Consider the following 15,920-nt stretch of genomic DNA (forward strand, 5'->3'; position numbering starts at 1 on the left):
TTGGCACATGAAAGTTCGATTGACTCAAGAAACCTTGAATCGTCTGAGACGTTTCCGCAGGAATCGTCGGGCTTTCTGGTCGCTTGTGGTTCTTGTGGCGGCTTACCTGCTTTCGTTGACTAGTCCCTGGACCGTGAACGACGAACCCCTGTACATGAGCTACAATGGCAAGAGCTATTTCCCGGCCTTTGCCCGATATAGCGACAAGGACTTTGGCGGTAGCTATGATACCGAGGCCGATTACGGTGCCTTGTTTGCTGCGGTTCGTGAATGCGAAGAAGATGCCGCCGAAGGTTTTACTCGAGCCGGTGGCTGTCCTGATCTCTGGACCATTATGCCTCCTGTGGCTCATGACCCGCTGAAGGCCGACCTGGATAATGACGGTGCGCCGCCTTTCGCCCCCAGCGCCAAGCATTGGCTGGGAACGGATTCCAATGGCCGCGACGTTCTGGCCCGCTTGATTCATGGTTTTAGGATTTGTATCAGCTTTAGTCTACTGCTAACGGTTCTGGGTACGTTCCTGGGAATCGTCATTGGTGGCATTCAGGGCTATCTTGGAAAGTTCTGGGATACCGGCATGCAGCGCATTATCGAAATCTGGTCTTCGCTGCCCATGCTTTATGTGGTGATTCTTATTGGCAGTATCTATGGCCGCAGTTTCTGGCTTCTGATTTTGATTATGGCTGCTTTCAACTGGATTTCGCTCAGCTACTATATGCGTGCCGAATTCATGAAGTTGCGCGGCATGACCTATGTGCAGTCCGCCCGCGTGTTGGGACTTGGACATCGTCATATTTTCTTCAAGGAAATTTTGCCCAACGCCATGACGCCTGTGGTGACGCTGTTTCCCTTTACCTTGATTGGCGGAATCGGAAGCCTGACCTCCCTGGATTTTCTTGGCTTCGGTCTGCAGCCGCCTACACCTAGCTGGGGCGAACTGATGAGCCAGGGATTGAATAATCTTTACGCCCCCTGGATTTCTGTAAGTACGGTGGCGGCACTCTTTGTGACCTTGCTTTTGACCACTTTTGTAGGCGAAGGTGTTCGCGATGCCATGGATCCCAAGTCTGGAGACCGCTATGAGTAACACGGTTCTTTCTGTAAAGGATTTGTCGGTGGCCTTCGGGGCTGCCCGCCTGCAGGTGACGGACTGTGTTTCCTTTGACATCCATGCCGGTGAATTCTTTGCGCTGGTGGGGGAGTCTGGTTGCGGTAAGAGCGTGACCGCCATGAGCATCTTGCGATTGCTGCCTCAGCCCTCCGCAAAAATTGTCAGCGGCGAAGTGCTGTTTGCTCCCAGCGCCATTCAGGACGCGTCTCAAGGAGCCATTCAGAACGCGTCTCAAGGAGCCATTCAGAACGTGTCTCAATGTGTCATTCCGAGCGATAGCGAGGAATCTTGCATTGACTTGTCCAAACTCCCGCTGAAGGAACTTCAGAAGGTTCGCGGTTCCGAAATCGCGTGCATCTTCCAGGAACCCATGCAGGCCCTGAATCCGGTGGTGACTATCAAGAAACAGCTGCTGGAAGTTTTCAAGTTCAGTGCCCGCGCACGTTCCATGGTAGGCTCCGGGAAGGATGCCCCTGAAGCGGAAGTTCGCCGCATGCTGAACTTGGCCGGCTTTACGGATCCGGATCGTGTCTTGAATTCTTACCCTCATGAACTTTCGGGGGGTATGCTGCAGCGAGTCTGCATCGTGATGGCGTTGCTGCCTAGGCCCAAACTGATTATTGCCGACGAACCGACTACGGCTCTTGACGTGACCGTGCAGGCTCAGGTTCTGGCGGTGCTTAAGGAAATGGCCGAAAGTACTGGAACCGCAGTGCTGCTCATTACCCACAACATGGGTATCGTTTCCCAGTATGCCAACCGCGTGGCTGTAATGTATGCGGGCCGCATTGTTGAAGTGGGCCCTGTCCGTGAAGTCATCAACAATCCGCTGCATCCTTATACCCAGGGCTTGCTGGCTGCCATTCCTGAAAGTCACAGCGAAATGAAGAACCTGAAGTCTATTCCGGGCTCTGTGCCCCATCCCAAGGATTTTGTGTCTGGCTGTCGTTTTGCGGATCGATGCGAACGTTGCTCCAAGCTTTCCGCCGACGCTCAGGCTCGTTGCCGCGGTAACGAAAAACCGCCCCGGAGTCAGGACTCCGAAGCGGATCATATCGCTTTCTGCTACGGTCTATAAAAACCGGTTAGCGGAAACTTTTTGACGTCCACAAATTATTTAAAGTTCTTGCACCATTCCGGTACAATGACGCTGGCCTTGCCCTGGATGCTTACATCGGTGTAGGGGTCGCTGGCGGGGACTTCCAAATTCAGACAGGTAACCTTGGCTCCGTAGGAATGGGCCAGGCTCTTGAAACCGGCGGCGGGGTAGACCACACTGCTGGTGCCAATGTAGACAAACTCTTCGCATTCTTCCAGGGCCTGCTGGATTTCTTCCATGTACTGCGGGGTTTCTCCGAAGAACACGATGTCCGGACGGCTCATGGCACCGCAGAAGGGACAGATGGTCTTCATGGTTTCTTCGCCCTTGAATACGAACTGGTGTCTGGGGTCTCGTTCGCAGGTCAGGCGCATCAGGTCGCCGTGCATATGCAACACCTGGCGGCTGCCGGCGCGTTCATGCAGGTCGTCTACGTTCTGGGTAATCAGCAGGAATTCGTCGCCAAGACGGTTTTCCAGTTCTGCCAGGGCGTAGTGGGCGGCGTTGGGCTGGTGTTCCTTGAGACCCATGCGCAGGAAGTTGTAGAAATCCTTGACGCGCTTGCGGTCGCGGTAGTAACCTTCGGGGGTGCATACGTCGTCGATGTTTTCGTGTTCCCACATGCCGTCGTTACCGCGGAATGTCCTGAGTCCGGATTCCGCGCTAATTCCTGCACCAGTTAAAACAACCAAGCGTTTTTTCATAAGTGATCCTCTAGCAGAGGCCTCCAAAGAACAAGGTTTCTGCTACGATACCCTTTTCGAAGTCGGGCAGGTAAAGGCTTTCGTTTTCGCCGTGGGCGTTACATTCGGGGTCTTCAAGACCGGTCATCAGCACGGGGATGTTGCCCAGGGTGCTGCGGAAAAGTTCTGCACCGGGGATGCTGGCGCCGCAACCGATAATCTTGGTCTCGCTTTCGTAGGCGGCGGTCATGGCATCGCTCATCTTCTTGAAGAAGGGGTGACTTGTGTCTGTGACGAAGGGGTTGGCGCCGTCTTCGGTAACGATGTTGCACTGGATTCCATAAGGAACGTGCTGCTTCAGGAAGTCCACCAGCAGCTGGGTGCAGCGGTCGGCGTCCATGCCGGGGGCCAGACGGATGCCGATGCGGGCGTAGGCGCTGTCTTGCAGAACGTTTCCTGCGTTCATGCGGCTGCCCACTTCCATGGCGGTAACCACCAGGCTAGGCTTGCGCCACAGGGTCGTCAAAATTTCATCTTCGGAACACTTCAGCTTGACGCCATCCAGGACGCCGCCGTCGTTGCGGAAGATTTCTTCGGTCATGCCCAGGCTCCTGTAAGAGGCCAAGTCTTCGGCGGTGGGCGAAACCAGTCCGTCTTCAAAGCCGGGAATCAAGATCTTGCCGGTACCGTCGGTCAGCTCCGCGATCATGCGGCAAAGGACCTGACCTACGTCGGGAATGGGGCCTGACCAGGAGCCGGAATGGAGGGGAGCCTTCGTTGCCTTCAGTTCCACGGATACGGCGCTCATGCCGCGAAGGGTGGTGGTAATGGAGGGCGTGCCCTTGGCGAAGTTGCCCAGGTCGGCGATGATTACGGCATCGGCCTTCAAAAGTTCGGCATGCTTTTTAAGGATGCCTGCGAAACCTGCGCTGCCGGATTCCTCTTCGCCTTCGATAATGAACTTCAGGTTAGGGCCGTCGTTCTTCTTAAGGGCGCGGACCTGTTCCAGGGCGGCCAGGTGCATAATGATGCCGGCCTTGTCGTCGGCGGTACCGCGGCCAAAGAGACGTTCTCCGTCGGCACTGACGGTTGCTTCAAAAGGCTTGGTGTTCCAGAGGGCCTCGCGCATGGGGGGCTGCACGTCGTGATGGGCGTACAACAAGATGGTGGGCTTGTCCGGAGAGGTCAGGCTTTCGGCATAGACCGTGTGGCGGCCGCTTTCCGGAGTCAGGAACTGGATGTTGGTGAGACCTGCTTCGGCGAACATCTGCTTGACGGCCTCGGCGGATTCCAGAACATACTTCTGGTCAAAATTGTCGAAACTGATGGAGGGAATGCTCACCAGCTTGCTCAGTTGCTGAATATAGGTGGGCATTTTTGCCTTGATAGCTTTCTTGATCTGCTGTTCCATAAGTCTTGTTATATAGTTAGCGTTTTTGACCTGATTTAACCACACATGAAAATAGTAAAGAAAAATGGGGCGCAGTGTCAGGCCTTTATATTTTCTATTTTAAAAGGCGTAATAATTGACGCTGACTATAAAAAGGCGATTAAAAGGTGTAATTATGGCATTCAATTGTGTAAATCACGAATACTACCTGAACTTTGGCGACCGCGTGTTGGCCATGATCCGCAAGATTTTCCACAACAATCCGGAATTCCGTCATGACTCCCTGAAGCATGCCGCCAGGTTTGCTCCCATCATTCCCTTTATGAGCGGCCGCCCCGACTTGAGCAAGACCCTCAAGCGCGTGGTCACTTTCCCGGACCATAGCAATTCCCTGTATTTCGGTTGCCCCATCATTCTGGCAGCCGGTGCCAACAAGACGGCCAAGCGCATTTGCGACTACGCCAATATGGGTTTCGGCGGTATTTCTGTAGGTACTGCCACCCGCAACTTCCGCGAAGGTAATACCCACCGTCCCCGCGTCGGTTTCATCGAAGAGGAACGTGCCATTCATAACAGCATGGGCCTGAATAACGAAGGTGTCGAAGTCATTGCCCGCCGTGTAGACGCCCAGCTGGCCAAGGCCCACAAGGTTGGCCTCTGTGTCGGTGTTTCCGTTGCCGAAACTCCGGGCCTGACCAACGATGAAGATAAATTAAAGGACGTGGTGGAAAGCTTTGCCATCGCCTACAAGGCTGGTGATTACATAGAAATTAACGTGAGCTGCCCCAATACCGGTGAATCCCGCGTAGACATGGACTTGTCCCTCACCGAAAAGATCTTCAGCGAAATCATGAAGTTCCGCAATTCCCAGACTTTGCGCAAGGCCGTTTATGCTAAAATCAGCCCGGACCTTTCTGAACGCCATCTGGTGAACATCATGGATATGCTGGTGCGCTGCGGCGTGAACGGTGTGGTGGTGGGCAACACTTACCCCACCAAGAAGATTAGCGAACTTCCCGTACAGACCAAGTTCGAAGACTTGACGCCCCTCCGCGCCGATGGAGATTGCGGTGGCATGTCTGGCCGCCCCCTGTACGAGAACATGGTATGGAACGTAAAGTATATCCGCGAACATTACCCCCAGATGAGCGTGATCGCATGCGGCGGTATCGACCATGGCTTCAAGGTGTTTGACCTGATCAAGATGGGTGTGGATGCCGTGCAGTGCTATTCTGTGGTGGCATTCCGCTGGATGGCCGCTCATTCCATGCGTAAGGAACTGGCTGCCGCCCTCAAGGAAACGGGTTATGCCACCCTGCAGGATTACGACAATCATAATCCCAAGGTGACGACTCTGAAGTAGGTGGGCGAGGCGTCATGAATCGCAATTTTGCATTTTTGATTCTTTGTGCGGTCAGCTTTGCCTGTGCCGTGCCCTGGCTTGGTGTTACCTTCAAGAAGGGAACTTTCGAAAATCACTTGGCCCTCCAGGTTATTGGCGTGCATCCCGGTTCCGGTTGCTTTACCGCAGGCATGGTGGCCGGTGACCAGATTGTAGGTGTCCAGGGGCAGCCCCTTCAGGATGTTGCTCAAATCCAGCAGGCTATTTCCAAGGGCAAGGTGGGGTCGAACGTCAAGATTGATGTGGTTCGTGAAGGGAAGAAGATTCCCATGACCGTAAAGATTACGGATCGCCCCGATGATATCAGCAGCCTGACAGGTTCCGCTATCGGAAGCAAGATGGCTGAATTCGGCGCCAACTTCTACAAGAATGGCGAAAAGCGCAACGCCAAGCCCAAGGCCACCTTGCTGGACTTCTGGGCTACATGGTGCGGCCCTTGCCGTAAGACCTTGCCTGTGCTGGCCAATGTGTATGGCAAGTACGCCTCCAAGGGCCTGGAAGTCATCGGTATTTCTAACGAAGATACAAAGACTCTGAATGCCTTCTATGCGCAGCAGCACGCTTCGCCGTACCCCCTCTACCGCGATGCCACCCAGGAAATGTGGCGCCGCTATGGAATTAGGGCGGTTCCCACCTTGATGCTTCTGGATGAAAACGGTTACATCAAGCGTGTCTGGAGTGGCGCTCCCTCCCAGTCCATGGTTGAAAAATTGGTGGTCGAAGTGCTGAACGAAGCCAAGAACTAGGCTGGACCAATTTGGTTTTGAAGCTCGTGAGCTGGTTTGATGAATTCGCAAATAAACTGGAGTAGTTCTGCTGCCATAATATTGGATTAAAGCACAAAAGAAACCCCTCATTTTTACTGAGGGGTTTCTTTATAAAGTCAGATTTTTTAAAGAGCGGCAAAATCCGTATTATAGGATTACTGCATGCTCTTCTTCTGGTTGTCGAAGATCTGTTCGTATTCAGCCTGGCCGATACGCTTGTAACCCGTGGTGATGCCGCCGAATTCATAGTAAGCGGAGTCGCCCTTGACGGTCATGCAATACTGCATATCCAGGGAATTCTTGCCGCAGATTCTGCCGTCTTCGAACTTGGCGGTAAGGTCGCCATTGATGTTGCGGATTGTGAAGTTCTGATTGTCGTTGCTCAAAACTTCGAAAACCATATTGGATTCACCCTGCCAGTGGCCCACATAATTTGCGGAGTCGTTTCCGCATGCGGTAAAGAGGGTTGCTGCTGCAGAGAGTGTAATAGAGAGGGCGATAATCTTTTTCATGCCTCTAAAATAGTATTTTTGGCGTTGGAAAACGCGAAATCTATTGTAAAATGCAGTTTATTCTAAAACATATTCATCTTTTAATGCCTGTAATTGCTGTTGCGCTGGTATTTTTTGTCTACCAGCTAATTCAGGACAATCGTCGGCCTATCCCAAAGTTTGAAAGTAATTATGTTGAGGAATCCTGGTCTGCCGAGGAATATTTGCGCCACCTGAACAACCGAGCCTTTAATGGTGATGAGGTCCACCGTCTCTTGCTGAACCGCACCCGACAGAAACCGGGGGTGTACCTTGAAAGCCTGGAACCGGTTATGGATACGGTGGGTCTGACGGTGGTGAACGTCTTCCACAATGTGATGGGGGATGATTACATTCCCGTAATCACAAGCGGTAATGACTATCCTTTTCATGCCCGAAATTCTAAGCACTACTTTAACAAGGCTATTGATTTCCGTATTAAGAACATTCCCATTGAAAAACGCCGGATGGTTGTAACCGGCGTCGAAGATAAGCTTAAGGGCAAGGCCCGAGCAATTTGGGAAAAAGGCGATGCAGAACACCTGCACGTAGAGCTGTTGGAGTAGTGAGCTATGAGTTGTGAGTTAAAATATGGCGCCTTCGGCGCGATTATAAAACTCGTTGCTCAAAGCTGAAAACTCATGACTCACTTGCAGCAGCGGAAGCCTACGGAGGGGTACTGATTCTGGGGGTAGAAGCTGAACTTGCTTTCGGTACACTTGCTTCCATTGTTGGTGTTCCATGCACCACCGGCCACCAGATACATATTGGGGTGATCCTTGCTTGTGGTAGAAGTCCATTCCCAGAGGTTTCCGTTCATGTCGTACATGCCCCACCAGCTACGGCACTGTTCCTTGCGGCCTACGCGCTTGGCAGCCTTGGTGTTGGTGTTGCACTTGTTCTGCTTGTAGGTGTCACCATAGGAATACTTGGTGTTGTCCTTGCCACGGCAGGCGGCCTGCCATTCATCGATAGAGCAGAGGTGCTTACCTTCCTTGGCGCAGAGGGCCACGGCTTCTTCCTGGGAGACCATGTCCTTGGGAAGTTCGTCGGGGGAGTTGGGATATTCGTAGGCGTCTACGCAGACCTGCTTACCGCCAACAGGAACGGGGTAGGCGTTCTTTCCGCAGACGTTGTCGCTGGCCATGTCATACTTGGCTTCTTCCCAGGGGGTACGGTTGCCCACGGAGTCTACGGCGTAATAGAACACAGAACCGGTCTTGTTGTATTCGATGGCCTTGCCTGCTTCCACAGGATTGTTGGTGTCGCCAACAGAGAGGTAGGTCTTGCACTTGATTTCGTCGCACTTGACCTTCAGCTTGATGGGATCGTAGTAACGGCCTGCGGGGGGAGCGATTTCTGCAACCGGCGGAACCTGGTCGGCGGCGCGGATGGAGTCGGCGATACGCTTCTTTTCGGCTTCTTCGGCGCGGATCTTTTCGAGGGCCGCGAGACTGTCTGCAACGGCCTTCAGGCTGTCCTGACGGGCCTTTTCGATGGCGGCCAGGCTGTCGTTTACATGCTTGATGCTGTCGCGGACATGGCGGATGCTGTCGCGGTTCAGGGCGGGCTTTACCGGTTCCACGACGGCGGGGGTGGTGTCGGCAGGAACGGTATCCACTACGAGGGCGGCGAGACTATCGGCCCTGCGGATGGAGTCTGCGCGCATCTGCTCCAGCTGACGGAGGCTATCAAGGGTGCGGCGACGCTGCATTTCAAGGGCGGTTTCCTGTTCCTTGGCCAGGGCTTCCTGCTTCATCTGGTCCAGGTGGCACTGCACAATAAAAAGGCAGACCAACAAAAGGAACATGAGTACGAGTACGACAACGTTTCTTTTCTTGCGGCTAGATTTGCTTTCGGTGCCCTTGTTTTCTTGATTCTCTGCCATGATGCTTTAATTCCTTTCTTTATTCTGCTTTTTCTGCGGCGGCTTCCGTCTTACCGGTTTCACGAACGTCGTTAAAGAGTTCGCCCCAGTGGCGGATGATTTCCTGCTTCAGTTCCTGGACGCTGATGTTTCGGCGCAGGGAGTTTCTGTAGGCGATGGAGATGTAGCCCGTTTCTTCGGAGACCACGATGACCAGGGCGTCACATTCGGCGGCCAGAGCCTTTGCGGCGCGGTGGCGCATGCCGTAGCCCGCTTCCTTTTCGGCGTTGCCGGTGGGCATGGGGAGGATACAGCCTGCTGCAACAATGCGCTTGCTGTTTACGATAACGGCACCGTCATGAAGGGCGGAGTTGGGGAAGAACAGGGCGCGGAGGAGTCGGGCGCTAATGCGTGCGTCGAGAATTTCACCGGTGTCGGCGTAGTTCCTGAGGCCCACTCGCTTCTCGAGAACGATCAACGCACCGGTGCGGGTCTTTGCCAGGTCCTGGACTGCGGCGGCGATAGTCTTGGTAATGTCATCCAGGCCGCTGGCGTGGAAGAAGAAATTGTGGAGGTCCAGCTTACTGGCTGCGATACCGATTCGGGTCAGCGCGCTTCGGATTTCGGGCTGGAACAAGATCACCACGGCGATAATTCCCAAGGTAGCCAGGTTACTGATGAGCCACACGACGGTGTGCAGTTCCCACCACTGGGCGATAATCCAGGCGAGGATCAACAGCAATCCGCCAAAGAGCATCTGGGCTGCGCGGGTTCCGCGGAACAGCAAAAAGATGTAGTAGAGGATAATTGAAATCAAGAGGACGTCAAGGATGTCCGCCATACGGACATCGATGATGTCGAACAGTTTAAACAGAACCATTCATGCCCTCCAGATAGAGCATGGATTCCTTGGCTTCCTTTACATCGTGGACGCGGATGATACTTGCACCGCCCAGGGCTGCCACAATGCCTGCAGTAACGGTGGGGATCAGTCGGTCGCTGGTTTCGAGCCCCGCCATCTTGCCGATGTAGGATTTGCGGGAGGTGCCGATCAGAACGGGGTAGCCGTCTTCCAGCATGTCTTCCACGGACTTCATCAGGTCGATGTTGTCCTGTACCGTTTTGCCGAATCCGATGCCCGGATCCAGACAGATTTTCTGAGGTTCGACGCCCAAGTCCAGAAGGAGCTTTGCCTGGGCCAGCAGTTCTTCGCGGACTTCCTGTACCACGTTCTCGTAGGGCTTGAAGTCCTGCTGCATGGTTCCGAAGTTTCCGCGCATGTGGTTCAGCACCACACTGGCTCCAGTCTTTGCAACGACTGCAGGCATGTCCTTGTCCATGGCGCAGGCGCTGATGTCGTTGATGATGTGGGCGCCAAGATTCATGGTCTCCTGGGCGACCTTGGACTTCACCGTATCGACGGACATGTAGAAGGTGGGGGCGTCGCTATTTTTAGCGAACTTGGCCAGGCGTTCTACCAGCGGGCAGACGCGGTCCAGTTCTTCCTGTACGCTTACGGGAGCGCTTCCCGGACGGCTGCTTTCGCCACCGATGTCCAGAATGACAGCCCCTTCCTGGAGCAACTTCATGGAATGCTGGAAGGCGGCGTCTAGAGTGTTATGCTGTCCTCCGTCAAAGAAACTATCCGGCGTTACGTTGACGATTCCCATAATGAGAGGGGAGGGCTGGCAGGAGAGAACCTGGTCGCCGATTTTCCAAGGTAAGGCGCGGGACTTGCTAAGAACGGACTTGAACATAAATGCTTCTCGTGGTCGATAGGTGTGAGGTTGAGTTTTTAGTTTTCTTCTTTTGCTTCGGCAGTTGCACTGGCTGTGGTTTCAGCGGAGGCTTCGGCTGCTTCGGCTGGAACTTCAGCGGACTGGGAGCTGCTGTCGCTGGCGGTTTCGGAACCGGTAGCCGGGGCAGGCTTCACTGCTTCAACGGGAGCGTCACTTGCGGGAGCAACAGGAGGCTGTGCACCGGGGTCGGGAGGCGGAGTGTCTTCGGCCTTCTTCTTGGCAGCCATTTCTTCCATGGCCTTGTACTGGCGGCTCTTCTTGGTGCCTTCCAGCTTTTCGCCAGCCATGACGCGGTCGATTTCTTCGCGGTCCAGAACTTCGAATTCGAAGAGGGCTTCGGCCAGGTCGATCAGCTTGTCCTTGTTTTCTTCAATCAGCTTCTTGGCTTCTGCATCCAGACGCTTGATCAGTCCGTTAACAGCCTGGTCGATCTTCTGGGCCATCATTTCGGACATTTCCTTAGGCTTGCTGATTTCGCGGCCCAGGAACACTTCGCCATCGGCGCGGCTATAGCAAACAGGACCGATTTCATCGTCGAAGCCCCATTCGGTCACCATCTTGCGGGCCAGTTCCGTGGCGCGCTGGATATCGTTGGAGGCGCCGGTGCTCTGATGGTTGAAGAATACCAGTTCTGCCAGACGGCCGGACATCATGATCATGATGCGTTCTTCGGCGTATTCGCGGCTGTAAGAAACCTGGTCTCGTTCCGGCAGGCTCATGGTTACGCCAAGGGCGCGACCGCGGGGGATAATGGTAATCTTGTGCAGCGGGTCGGAATGCTTGCACAGCAAGGTCATAAGGGCGTGGCCTGCTTCGTGGTAGGCGGTATGGCGCTTTTCCTCGTCGGTCATGAGGAGAGTTCTGCGTTCCGCACCCATAGAAAGCTTGTCGCGGGCTTCCTCGAAGTCCAGCATGGTCACCTTCTTGTTGTTGAAGCGGGCGGCCATCAAGGCGGCTTCGTTCACCAGGTTTTCCAGGTCTGCACCGGCAAGTCCCGGAGTGCCCTTTGCAACAGCCTTGATATCCACATCGTCTGCCAGAGGAACCTTGCGCTTCTTCAGGTGGACGCGGAGGATTTCTTCACGGCCCTTCAGGTCGGGCAGTCCCACCACAATCTGACGGTCAAAACGACCCGGACGGAGCAAAGCCTTGTCCAGAACATCGGGGCGGTTGGTGGCTGCAATGAGGATCACGCCTTCGTTGGCGGTAAAGCCATCCATTTCCACCAGCAACTGGTTCAAGGTCTGTTCGCGTTCGTCGTGTCCGCCACCAAGGCCTGCACCACGCTGACGACCGACGGCATCAATTTCATCGATGAACAAAATACAGGGAGCATTCTTCTTTCCGTTTTCAAAAAGATCACGGACTCGGCTAGCACCCACGCCCACGAACATTTCCACGAAGTCGGAACCACTCATGCTAAAGAAGGGGACTCCAGCTTCGCCGGCAACGGCGCGGGCCAGCAAAGTCTTACCGGTACCCGGAGGGCCTACCAACAATGCACCCTTGGGGATACGTCCACCAAGTGCGTCAAACTTTTTGGGATCCTTAAGGAATTCTACAAGTTCCTGCAAGTCCTGCTTGGCTTCGTCACAGCCTGCGACGTCGGTAAACAAGGTCTTCTTCTTTACGTCCAGCTGGCGGGCCTGGCTCTTGCCGAAGGCGAAGGGGTTCTTGCCGCCACCGCCCATCTGACGGCTCATCATAAAGTAGAAGAACACAATCAGGAGGATTGCCGGCATGAATGCCACCAGGGTATCCATCCAGGAGGATTCTTCGTGGATGACCTTGACCTTGACTCCCTTGAAAACTTCCCAGGCGGTAATCTGCTCGTTGGTGACGTCCAGCATGTGGCTGACGAAATGCTTGGTCTTGCCTGTATCTTCGTTCTTGGCGAAGCGGGCGATCACGCTCTGACTCTTTTTCGCGGCGGCCTGCTCTTCGGCAGTCATTTCGCGGGCGCCTTCGATGATGATGCCATCCTTGGTCTTCTGCAGGCTCAGTTCCGTAATGACCTTGGTGGAATCTCCCATCATGGCCAGGAATTCCGTGCGGGTCATGTTGGCTTCTTCATTTTTCCCTGCCAGGGGGAACATAATGAATAGCAACAGGATCATCACGATAAGGATGATAAAGTTCTTGTTCTTGTATGGGGGCGTGGGCTTTCCACTTTTGCCGGGGCGTTGACTCATACTTTCCCTTTAGAATAGTTCAAAAAATTTCGTACACCGACAAAATACAAATTATTAAATGTCTGCTGAGGCCTTCTTCTCGCAAATTCTGATAATATTGCGTTTTTTCTCGATGAATCGGGTGCGGTAAGAGAGGTTCCTGATGTCGTTGAGCAGGGCCTTGCCCTTGAAGGTTCCTACGGGGAATCGGTAGCCTTGACGATCCAGCCATAAACGGAAAATTTCGTCCATTCCATTCTTTAGGGAAATCTTTCCTTTTTTGGTGTCGAGGGTAAGGCCGTCATCCCTTGAAATGACAAGCGGTAGGAATAGCTTGTCTGCAATAGTCAAGATCCTTTCGTAGGCGGAAACAGTTTTTGACGCAATCCGGACCAGCTGACTTGTGGCCCCGGGATGCAATTTTTCTAGGGTGGGGAGTGCTTCGTGACGAATCTGGTTGCGGGTGAACTTTACGTCGGAATTGCTTTCGTCTTCACACCATTGCAGATTATTATCGCGGGCGTATTCCTGCAGTTCCTTGCGGGAAACGTCAAGAAAGGGGCGGTAAAGGAAAACCGCTTCGTGGGGGAGGTCCGTGTCGGTTGCTAGCAGGCGAACGCTCTGGATGCCCTGCAATCCTGCCAGGCTTACTCCGCGACGTAACCTGAGGTACACGGTTTCCGCCTGGTCTCCGGCGTGGTGGGCGGTAACGATGGCGTCGGCGCGGTTCTCGTGGGCGAATTTCCGCAATGCATCATAGCGGGCATCCCGTGCGTTATTTTCTAACGAACCCTCTGCGGCTTTTAACGCTACTCCATCCAACGTTCCTAAAAAAAATGGGCTCTGGTTTTGTGCGGCAAAAACCTTAACAAATTCAGCATCCCGATCTGCCGTTCCTTCTCGCAGCCCATGATGCACATGGGCGATGCCTAACCACTCGATTCCCAGGGCTTCCTTGTGAACTACGAAAAAATGGGCCAGACAAATAGAGTCTAACCCACCGGAAACCGCCAACAAAAGACGCTTCCAGCCGTTTTGCTTGATTTTATTTCTAGTGGATTCAAGGAATGATGGGGGGGGATTGCTCAAAACAAAAAACCTTTATCCTCTATCCTTTATACTCTCCGCTATTTTTCGCAGACCTTGAAGAAGCAGCTGCGGGCGCCTGTGTGGCAAGCCACTTGCGGCCCCTGCATGCGGACCTTGAACAGCAAGGCGTCGCTGTCGCAGTCGGTGGCCCATTCCACGACGGTCATGACGTTTCCGCTGGTGTCGCCCTTGTGCCAGTATTCCTTGCGGCTACGGCTCCAGAATACCATTTCGCCACATTCCTGGGTTCGGCGGAGGGCTTCCTCGTTCATCCATGCCATCATGAGAACATCACCCTTGTCTGCATCCTGAACGATAGCGGGGGCCAGCATCACTCCGTCTACTTCCACTTCGAACTTCACTTCTTTCATGATATCTTCAAATTTCATTTTGAATCCTTTTTTTTTGGATTCTTCGCTTCGATGCTTTTGCATCTTCGCTCAGAATGACGTTTGCTATTAACCGCGGACTTGGCCTTCGCCACGGAGCACCCACTTGTAGGTGCAGAGGCTTTCAACGCCCATGGGGCCACGGGCATGGAGCTTGTCGGTGGAAATGCCCACTTCGGCGCCAAGGCCGTATTCGCCGCCGTCTGCAAAACGGGTGCTGGCGTTCACCATGACGCTGCTGGAATCCACGTTGGCCACAAAGTAATCCTGTGCGGCGGCGTCTTCGGAAACAATGGCTTCCGTATGGCGGCTGCTGTACTTTTCGATATGGTCGGCGGCTTCTTCTACGTTTTCCACGAACTTCACGCTGGCCTTCAATGCCAGATATTCGGTGTGGTAGTTGGCTTCATCGCCGATGTCGGTGACGTTGGTGATGCCTTCCAGACGCTTCTGGGCGTCGGCGTTACCGAACAGTTCTACGCCGCGGCTGGTGAGGGCTTCCACAAGACGCTTCACGTCGGAGGAGGGGAGGGCCTTGTCAAACAGGACGCATTCCATGGCGTTGCATACGCCGGTGCGCTGAGTCTTGGCGTTGATCAGGATGTTCTCTGCCTTTGCGATGTCGGCGGACTTGTCCACATAAACGTGGCAGATACCGTTAAAGTGCTTGATGACAGGAATCTTGCTCTGGTCCACAACGGCGCGGATCAGGCGTTCGCCACCGCGGGGAATCACCAGGTCTATGCAGTCGTTGCGCAGCAGCAGCATGCTGACCAAGTCGTGGCTGGATTCCGTTACCAGCTGGACGGCATCTTCGTCAACGCCATTTTCGGTGAGGGCCTTGCGGAAGATATCTGCCAGACACTTAGCGCTGTTGATGGATTCCTTGCCGCCACGGAGAATCACGGCGTTTCCCGCCTTAAAGCAGAGGCATGCCCCGTCGATGGTCACGTTGGGGCGGCTTTCGAAAATAAAGAACACGGAGCCGATAGGCACTGCCACGCGGCTGATCTTGATTCCGTTCTTCAGTTCGCGGGCTTCCAGAACCTTGTTCAGCGGGTCAGCGAAGGCGGCGATTTCTTCGGCACCCTTGGCCATGGATTCGATGCGGGCGTCATTCAAAGTCAGACGGTCCAGCATGGAGTCGCTAATCTTACCCTGGGCGGCGTCGGTGTCCAGCTTGTTTGCGGCGAGAATTTCCGGCTTGCTTGCGCGGAGCAGTTCGGCCACGCGGGCCAGAACCTTACTGCGGGTCTCTGCGCTGAGGGTGCGGATTTTCTTGCTTGCCTTGCGGGCGTTTTGGGCCAGAAGGTCGGAATATTTCTCTAAATCGACAGTGTTCATGCTGTAAATATAGCTATCGCGACGGCCATCGTCCAAGTTGGAATATTCTTCGCTTGGAATTTTGGGAAAACTGCTTGCTTTTTGTAGTAAAAAAGTATACTTTGAAATCAATACAGGTTTGTTTTTACTCGCGACATTAATGGGTAGTCGCCAGGGTATCGGACTTGGGTGTTTAGACTCGGTGCTTGCCTTCTCTCTCATAAGGCACCGAGTCTTTTTTATTTATAGGTAAGCGGGTCGGTCCCGCTAATTTTATATAAAATAAAAGACCGCGGAGTG

At 53.9% G+C, this 15,920-nt stretch carries 15 protein-coding genes; 5 read left to right on the forward strand and 10 right to left on the reverse strand.

Going from position 1 to position 15,920, the window contains the following annotated elements; genetic code table 11:
* Positions 1-7: 7 nt before the first annotated feature.
* Complete coding sequence (locus B7992_RS06085; protein ID WP_073237920.1) at positions 8-1,087, forward strand: ABC transporter permease; 1,080 nt, start codon at positions 8-10, stop codon at positions 1,085-1,087.
* Complete coding sequence (locus B7992_RS06090; RefSeq protein ID WP_176421863.1) at positions 1,080-2,189, forward strand: ABC transporter ATP-binding protein; 1,110 nt, start codon at positions 1,080-1,082, stop codon at positions 2,187-2,189. The genes B7992_RS06085 and B7992_RS06090 overlap by 8 nt, the downstream gene beginning before the upstream one ends.
* Positions 2,190-2,224: 35 nt before the next feature.
* Here the strand turns inward: B7992_RS06090 and B7992_RS06095 are convergent, their stop codons facing one another.
* Together B7992_RS06095 and B7992_RS06100 are read right to left on the reverse strand one after the other, a co-directional pair.
* A complete protein-coding gene (locus B7992_RS06095) occupies positions 2,225-2,914 on the reverse strand; it encodes an NAD-dependent deacylase (RefSeq protein WP_073161404.1) in 690 nt (229 codons plus the stop codon).
* 10 nt (positions 2,915-2,924) lie between these two features.
* A complete protein-coding gene (locus B7992_RS06100; RefSeq protein WP_088665802.1) occupies positions 2,925-4,304 on the reverse strand; it encodes a M20/M25/M40 family metallo-hydrolase in 1,380 nt (459 codons plus the stop codon).
* Positions 4,305-4,458: 154 nt separating this feature from the next.
* Between B7992_RS06100 and B7992_RS06105 the strand changes: the two genes are divergently transcribed.
* Both B7992_RS06105 and B7992_RS06110 read left to right on the forward strand, forming a co-directional pair.
* Positions 4,459-5,646, forward strand: coding sequence for a dihydroorotate oxidase (locus B7992_RS06105; RefSeq protein ID WP_073237928.1), 1,188 nt, complete (start codon positions 4,459-4,461; stop codon positions 5,644-5,646).
* A 14-nt stretch (positions 5,647-5,660) separates the two neighbouring features.
* Positions 5,661-6,431, forward strand: a complete 771-nt coding sequence (locus tag B7992_RS06110; protein WP_073161407.1) for a thioredoxin-like domain-containing protein — start codon at positions 5,661-5,663, stop codon at positions 6,429-6,431.
* Between the two features lie 176 nt (positions 6,432-6,607).
* Here B7992_RS06110 and B7992_RS06115 read toward each other — a convergent pair whose 3' ends face one another.
* Complete coding sequence (locus tag B7992_RS06115; protein WP_073161408.1) at positions 6,608-6,964, reverse strand: hypothetical protein; 357 nt, start codon at positions 6,962-6,964, stop codon at positions 6,608-6,610.
* 83 nt (positions 6,965-7,047) lie between these two features.
* On the opposite strand from B7992_RS06115, the gene B7992_RS06120 reads away from it, so the two are divergent.
* Positions 7,048-7,548, forward strand: coding sequence for a hypothetical protein (locus B7992_RS06120; protein ID WP_073161409.1), 501 nt, complete (start codon positions 7,048-7,050; stop codon positions 7,546-7,548).
* An 80-nt stretch (positions 7,549-7,628) separates the two neighbouring features.
* On the opposite strand, the gene B7992_RS06125 is transcribed toward B7992_RS06120, so the two are convergent.
* The 7 genes from B7992_RS06125 to B7992_RS06155 all read right to left on the reverse strand — a co-directional run bounded on the left by B7992_RS06125 (position 7,629) and on the right by B7992_RS06155 (position 15,641).
* The gene (locus tag B7992_RS06125) at positions 7,629-8,870 is read right to left on the reverse strand and encodes an SUMF1/EgtB/PvdO family nonheme iron enzyme (protein WP_073161410.1); all 1,242 of its coding nucleotides are present in this window, start codon (positions 8,868-8,870) and stop codon (positions 7,629-7,631) included.
* A gap of 19 nt (positions 8,871-8,889) precedes the next feature.
* Positions 8,890-9,729, reverse strand: a complete 840-nt coding sequence (cdaA, locus tag B7992_RS06130) for a diadenylate cyclase CdaA (RefSeq protein WP_073161411.1) — start codon at positions 9,727-9,729, stop codon at positions 8,890-8,892.
* The gene (folP, locus tag B7992_RS06135) at positions 9,716-10,606 is read right to left on the reverse strand and encodes a dihydropteroate synthase (protein WP_073161412.1); all 891 of its coding nucleotides are present in this window, start codon (positions 10,604-10,606) and stop codon (positions 9,716-9,718) included. Before folP ends, cdaA begins: the two co-directional genes overlap by 14 nt.
* 38 nt (positions 10,607-10,644) lie before the next feature.
* Complete coding sequence (gene ftsH / locus B7992_RS06140) at positions 10,645-12,765, reverse strand: ATP-dependent zinc metalloprotease FtsH (protein ID WP_088665817.1); 2,121 nt, start codon at positions 12,763-12,765, stop codon at positions 10,645-10,647.
* Positions 12,766-12,894: 129 nt separating this feature from the next.
* Positions 12,895-13,908 (reverse strand): tRNA lysidine(34) synthetase TilS, encoded by a 1,014-nt coding sequence (gene tilS, locus B7992_RS06145; RefSeq protein WP_088665803.1) that lies wholly within the window; start codon positions 13,906-13,908, stop codon positions 12,895-12,897.
* A gap of 38 nt (positions 13,909-13,946) precedes the next feature.
* A complete protein-coding gene (hisI, locus tag B7992_RS06150; RefSeq protein ID WP_073161414.1) occupies positions 13,947-14,297 on the reverse strand; it encodes a phosphoribosyl-AMP cyclohydrolase in 351 nt (116 codons plus the stop codon).
* A 69-nt stretch (positions 14,298-14,366) separates the two neighbouring features.
* Positions 14,367-15,641 (reverse strand): glutamate-5-semialdehyde dehydrogenase, encoded by a 1,275-nt coding sequence (locus tag B7992_RS06155; RefSeq protein WP_088665818.1) that lies wholly within the window; start codon positions 15,639-15,641, stop codon positions 14,367-14,369.
* Between the last annotated feature and the right edge of the window lie 279 nt (positions 15,642-15,920).

Origin of the sequence: Fibrobacter sp. UWH1 (assembly GCF_002210365.1) — a bacterium.
In the GTDB taxonomy this organism is placed as follows: Bacteria; Fibrobacterota; Fibrobacteria; order Fibrobacterales; family Fibrobacteraceae; genus Fibrobacter.

What these genes read in the sequence shown, in the direction of transcription:
- B7992_RS06100 (WP_088665802.1), bottom strand. Translation starts at nt 4,304, where the DNA reads ATGGAACAGCAGATCAAGAAAGCTATCAAGGCAAAAATGCCCACCTAT.
- B7992_RS06090 (WP_176421863.1), top strand. Translation starts at nt 1,080, where the DNA reads ATGAGTAACACGGTTCTTTCTGTAAAGGATTTGTCGGTGGCCTTCGGG.
- B7992_RS06155 (WP_088665818.1), bottom strand. Translation starts at nt 15,641, where the DNA reads ATGAACACTGTCGATTTAGAGAAATATTCCGACCTTCTGGCCCAAAAC.
- B7992_RS06085 (WP_073237920.1), top strand. Translation starts at nt 8, where the DNA reads ATGAAAGTTCGATTGACTCAAGAAACCTTGAATCGTCTGAGACGTTTC.
- B7992_RS06125 (WP_073161410.1), bottom strand. Translation starts at nt 8,870, where the DNA reads ATGGCAGAGAATCAAGAAAACAAGGGCACCGAAAGCAAATCTAGCCGC.
- B7992_RS06115 (WP_073161408.1), bottom strand. Translation starts at nt 6,964, where the DNA reads ATGAAAAAGATTATCGCCCTCTCTATTACACTCTCTGCAGCAGCAACC.
- hisI (WP_073161414.1), bottom strand. Translation starts at nt 14,297, where the DNA reads ATGAAATTTGAAGATATCATGAAAGAAGTGAAGTTCGAAGTGGAAGTA.
- cdaA (WP_073161411.1), bottom strand. Translation starts at nt 9,729, where the DNA reads ATGGTTCTGTTTAAACTGTTCGACATCATCGATGTCCGTATGGCGGAC.
- ftsH (WP_088665817.1), bottom strand. Translation starts at nt 12,765, where the DNA reads ATGATCCTGTTGCTATTCATTATGTTCCCCCTGGCAGGGAAAAATGAA.
- B7992_RS06110 (WP_073161407.1), top strand. Translation starts at nt 5,661, where the DNA reads ATGAATCGCAATTTTGCATTTTTGATTCTTTGTGCGGTCAGCTTTGCC.
- B7992_RS06120 (WP_073161409.1), top strand. Translation starts at nt 7,048, where the DNA reads ATGCCTGTAATTGCTGTTGCGCTGGTATTTTTTGTCTACCAGCTAATT.
- folP (WP_073161412.1), bottom strand. Translation starts at nt 10,606, where the DNA reads ATGTTCAAGTCCGTTCTTAGCAAGTCCCGCGCCTTACCTTGGAAAATC.
- B7992_RS06095 (WP_073161404.1), bottom strand. Translation starts at nt 2,914, where the DNA reads ATGAAAAAACGCTTGGTTGTTTTAACTGGTGCAGGAATTAGCGCGGAA.
- B7992_RS06105 (WP_073237928.1), top strand. Translation starts at nt 4,459, where the DNA reads ATGGCATTCAATTGTGTAAATCACGAATACTACCTGAACTTTGGCGAC.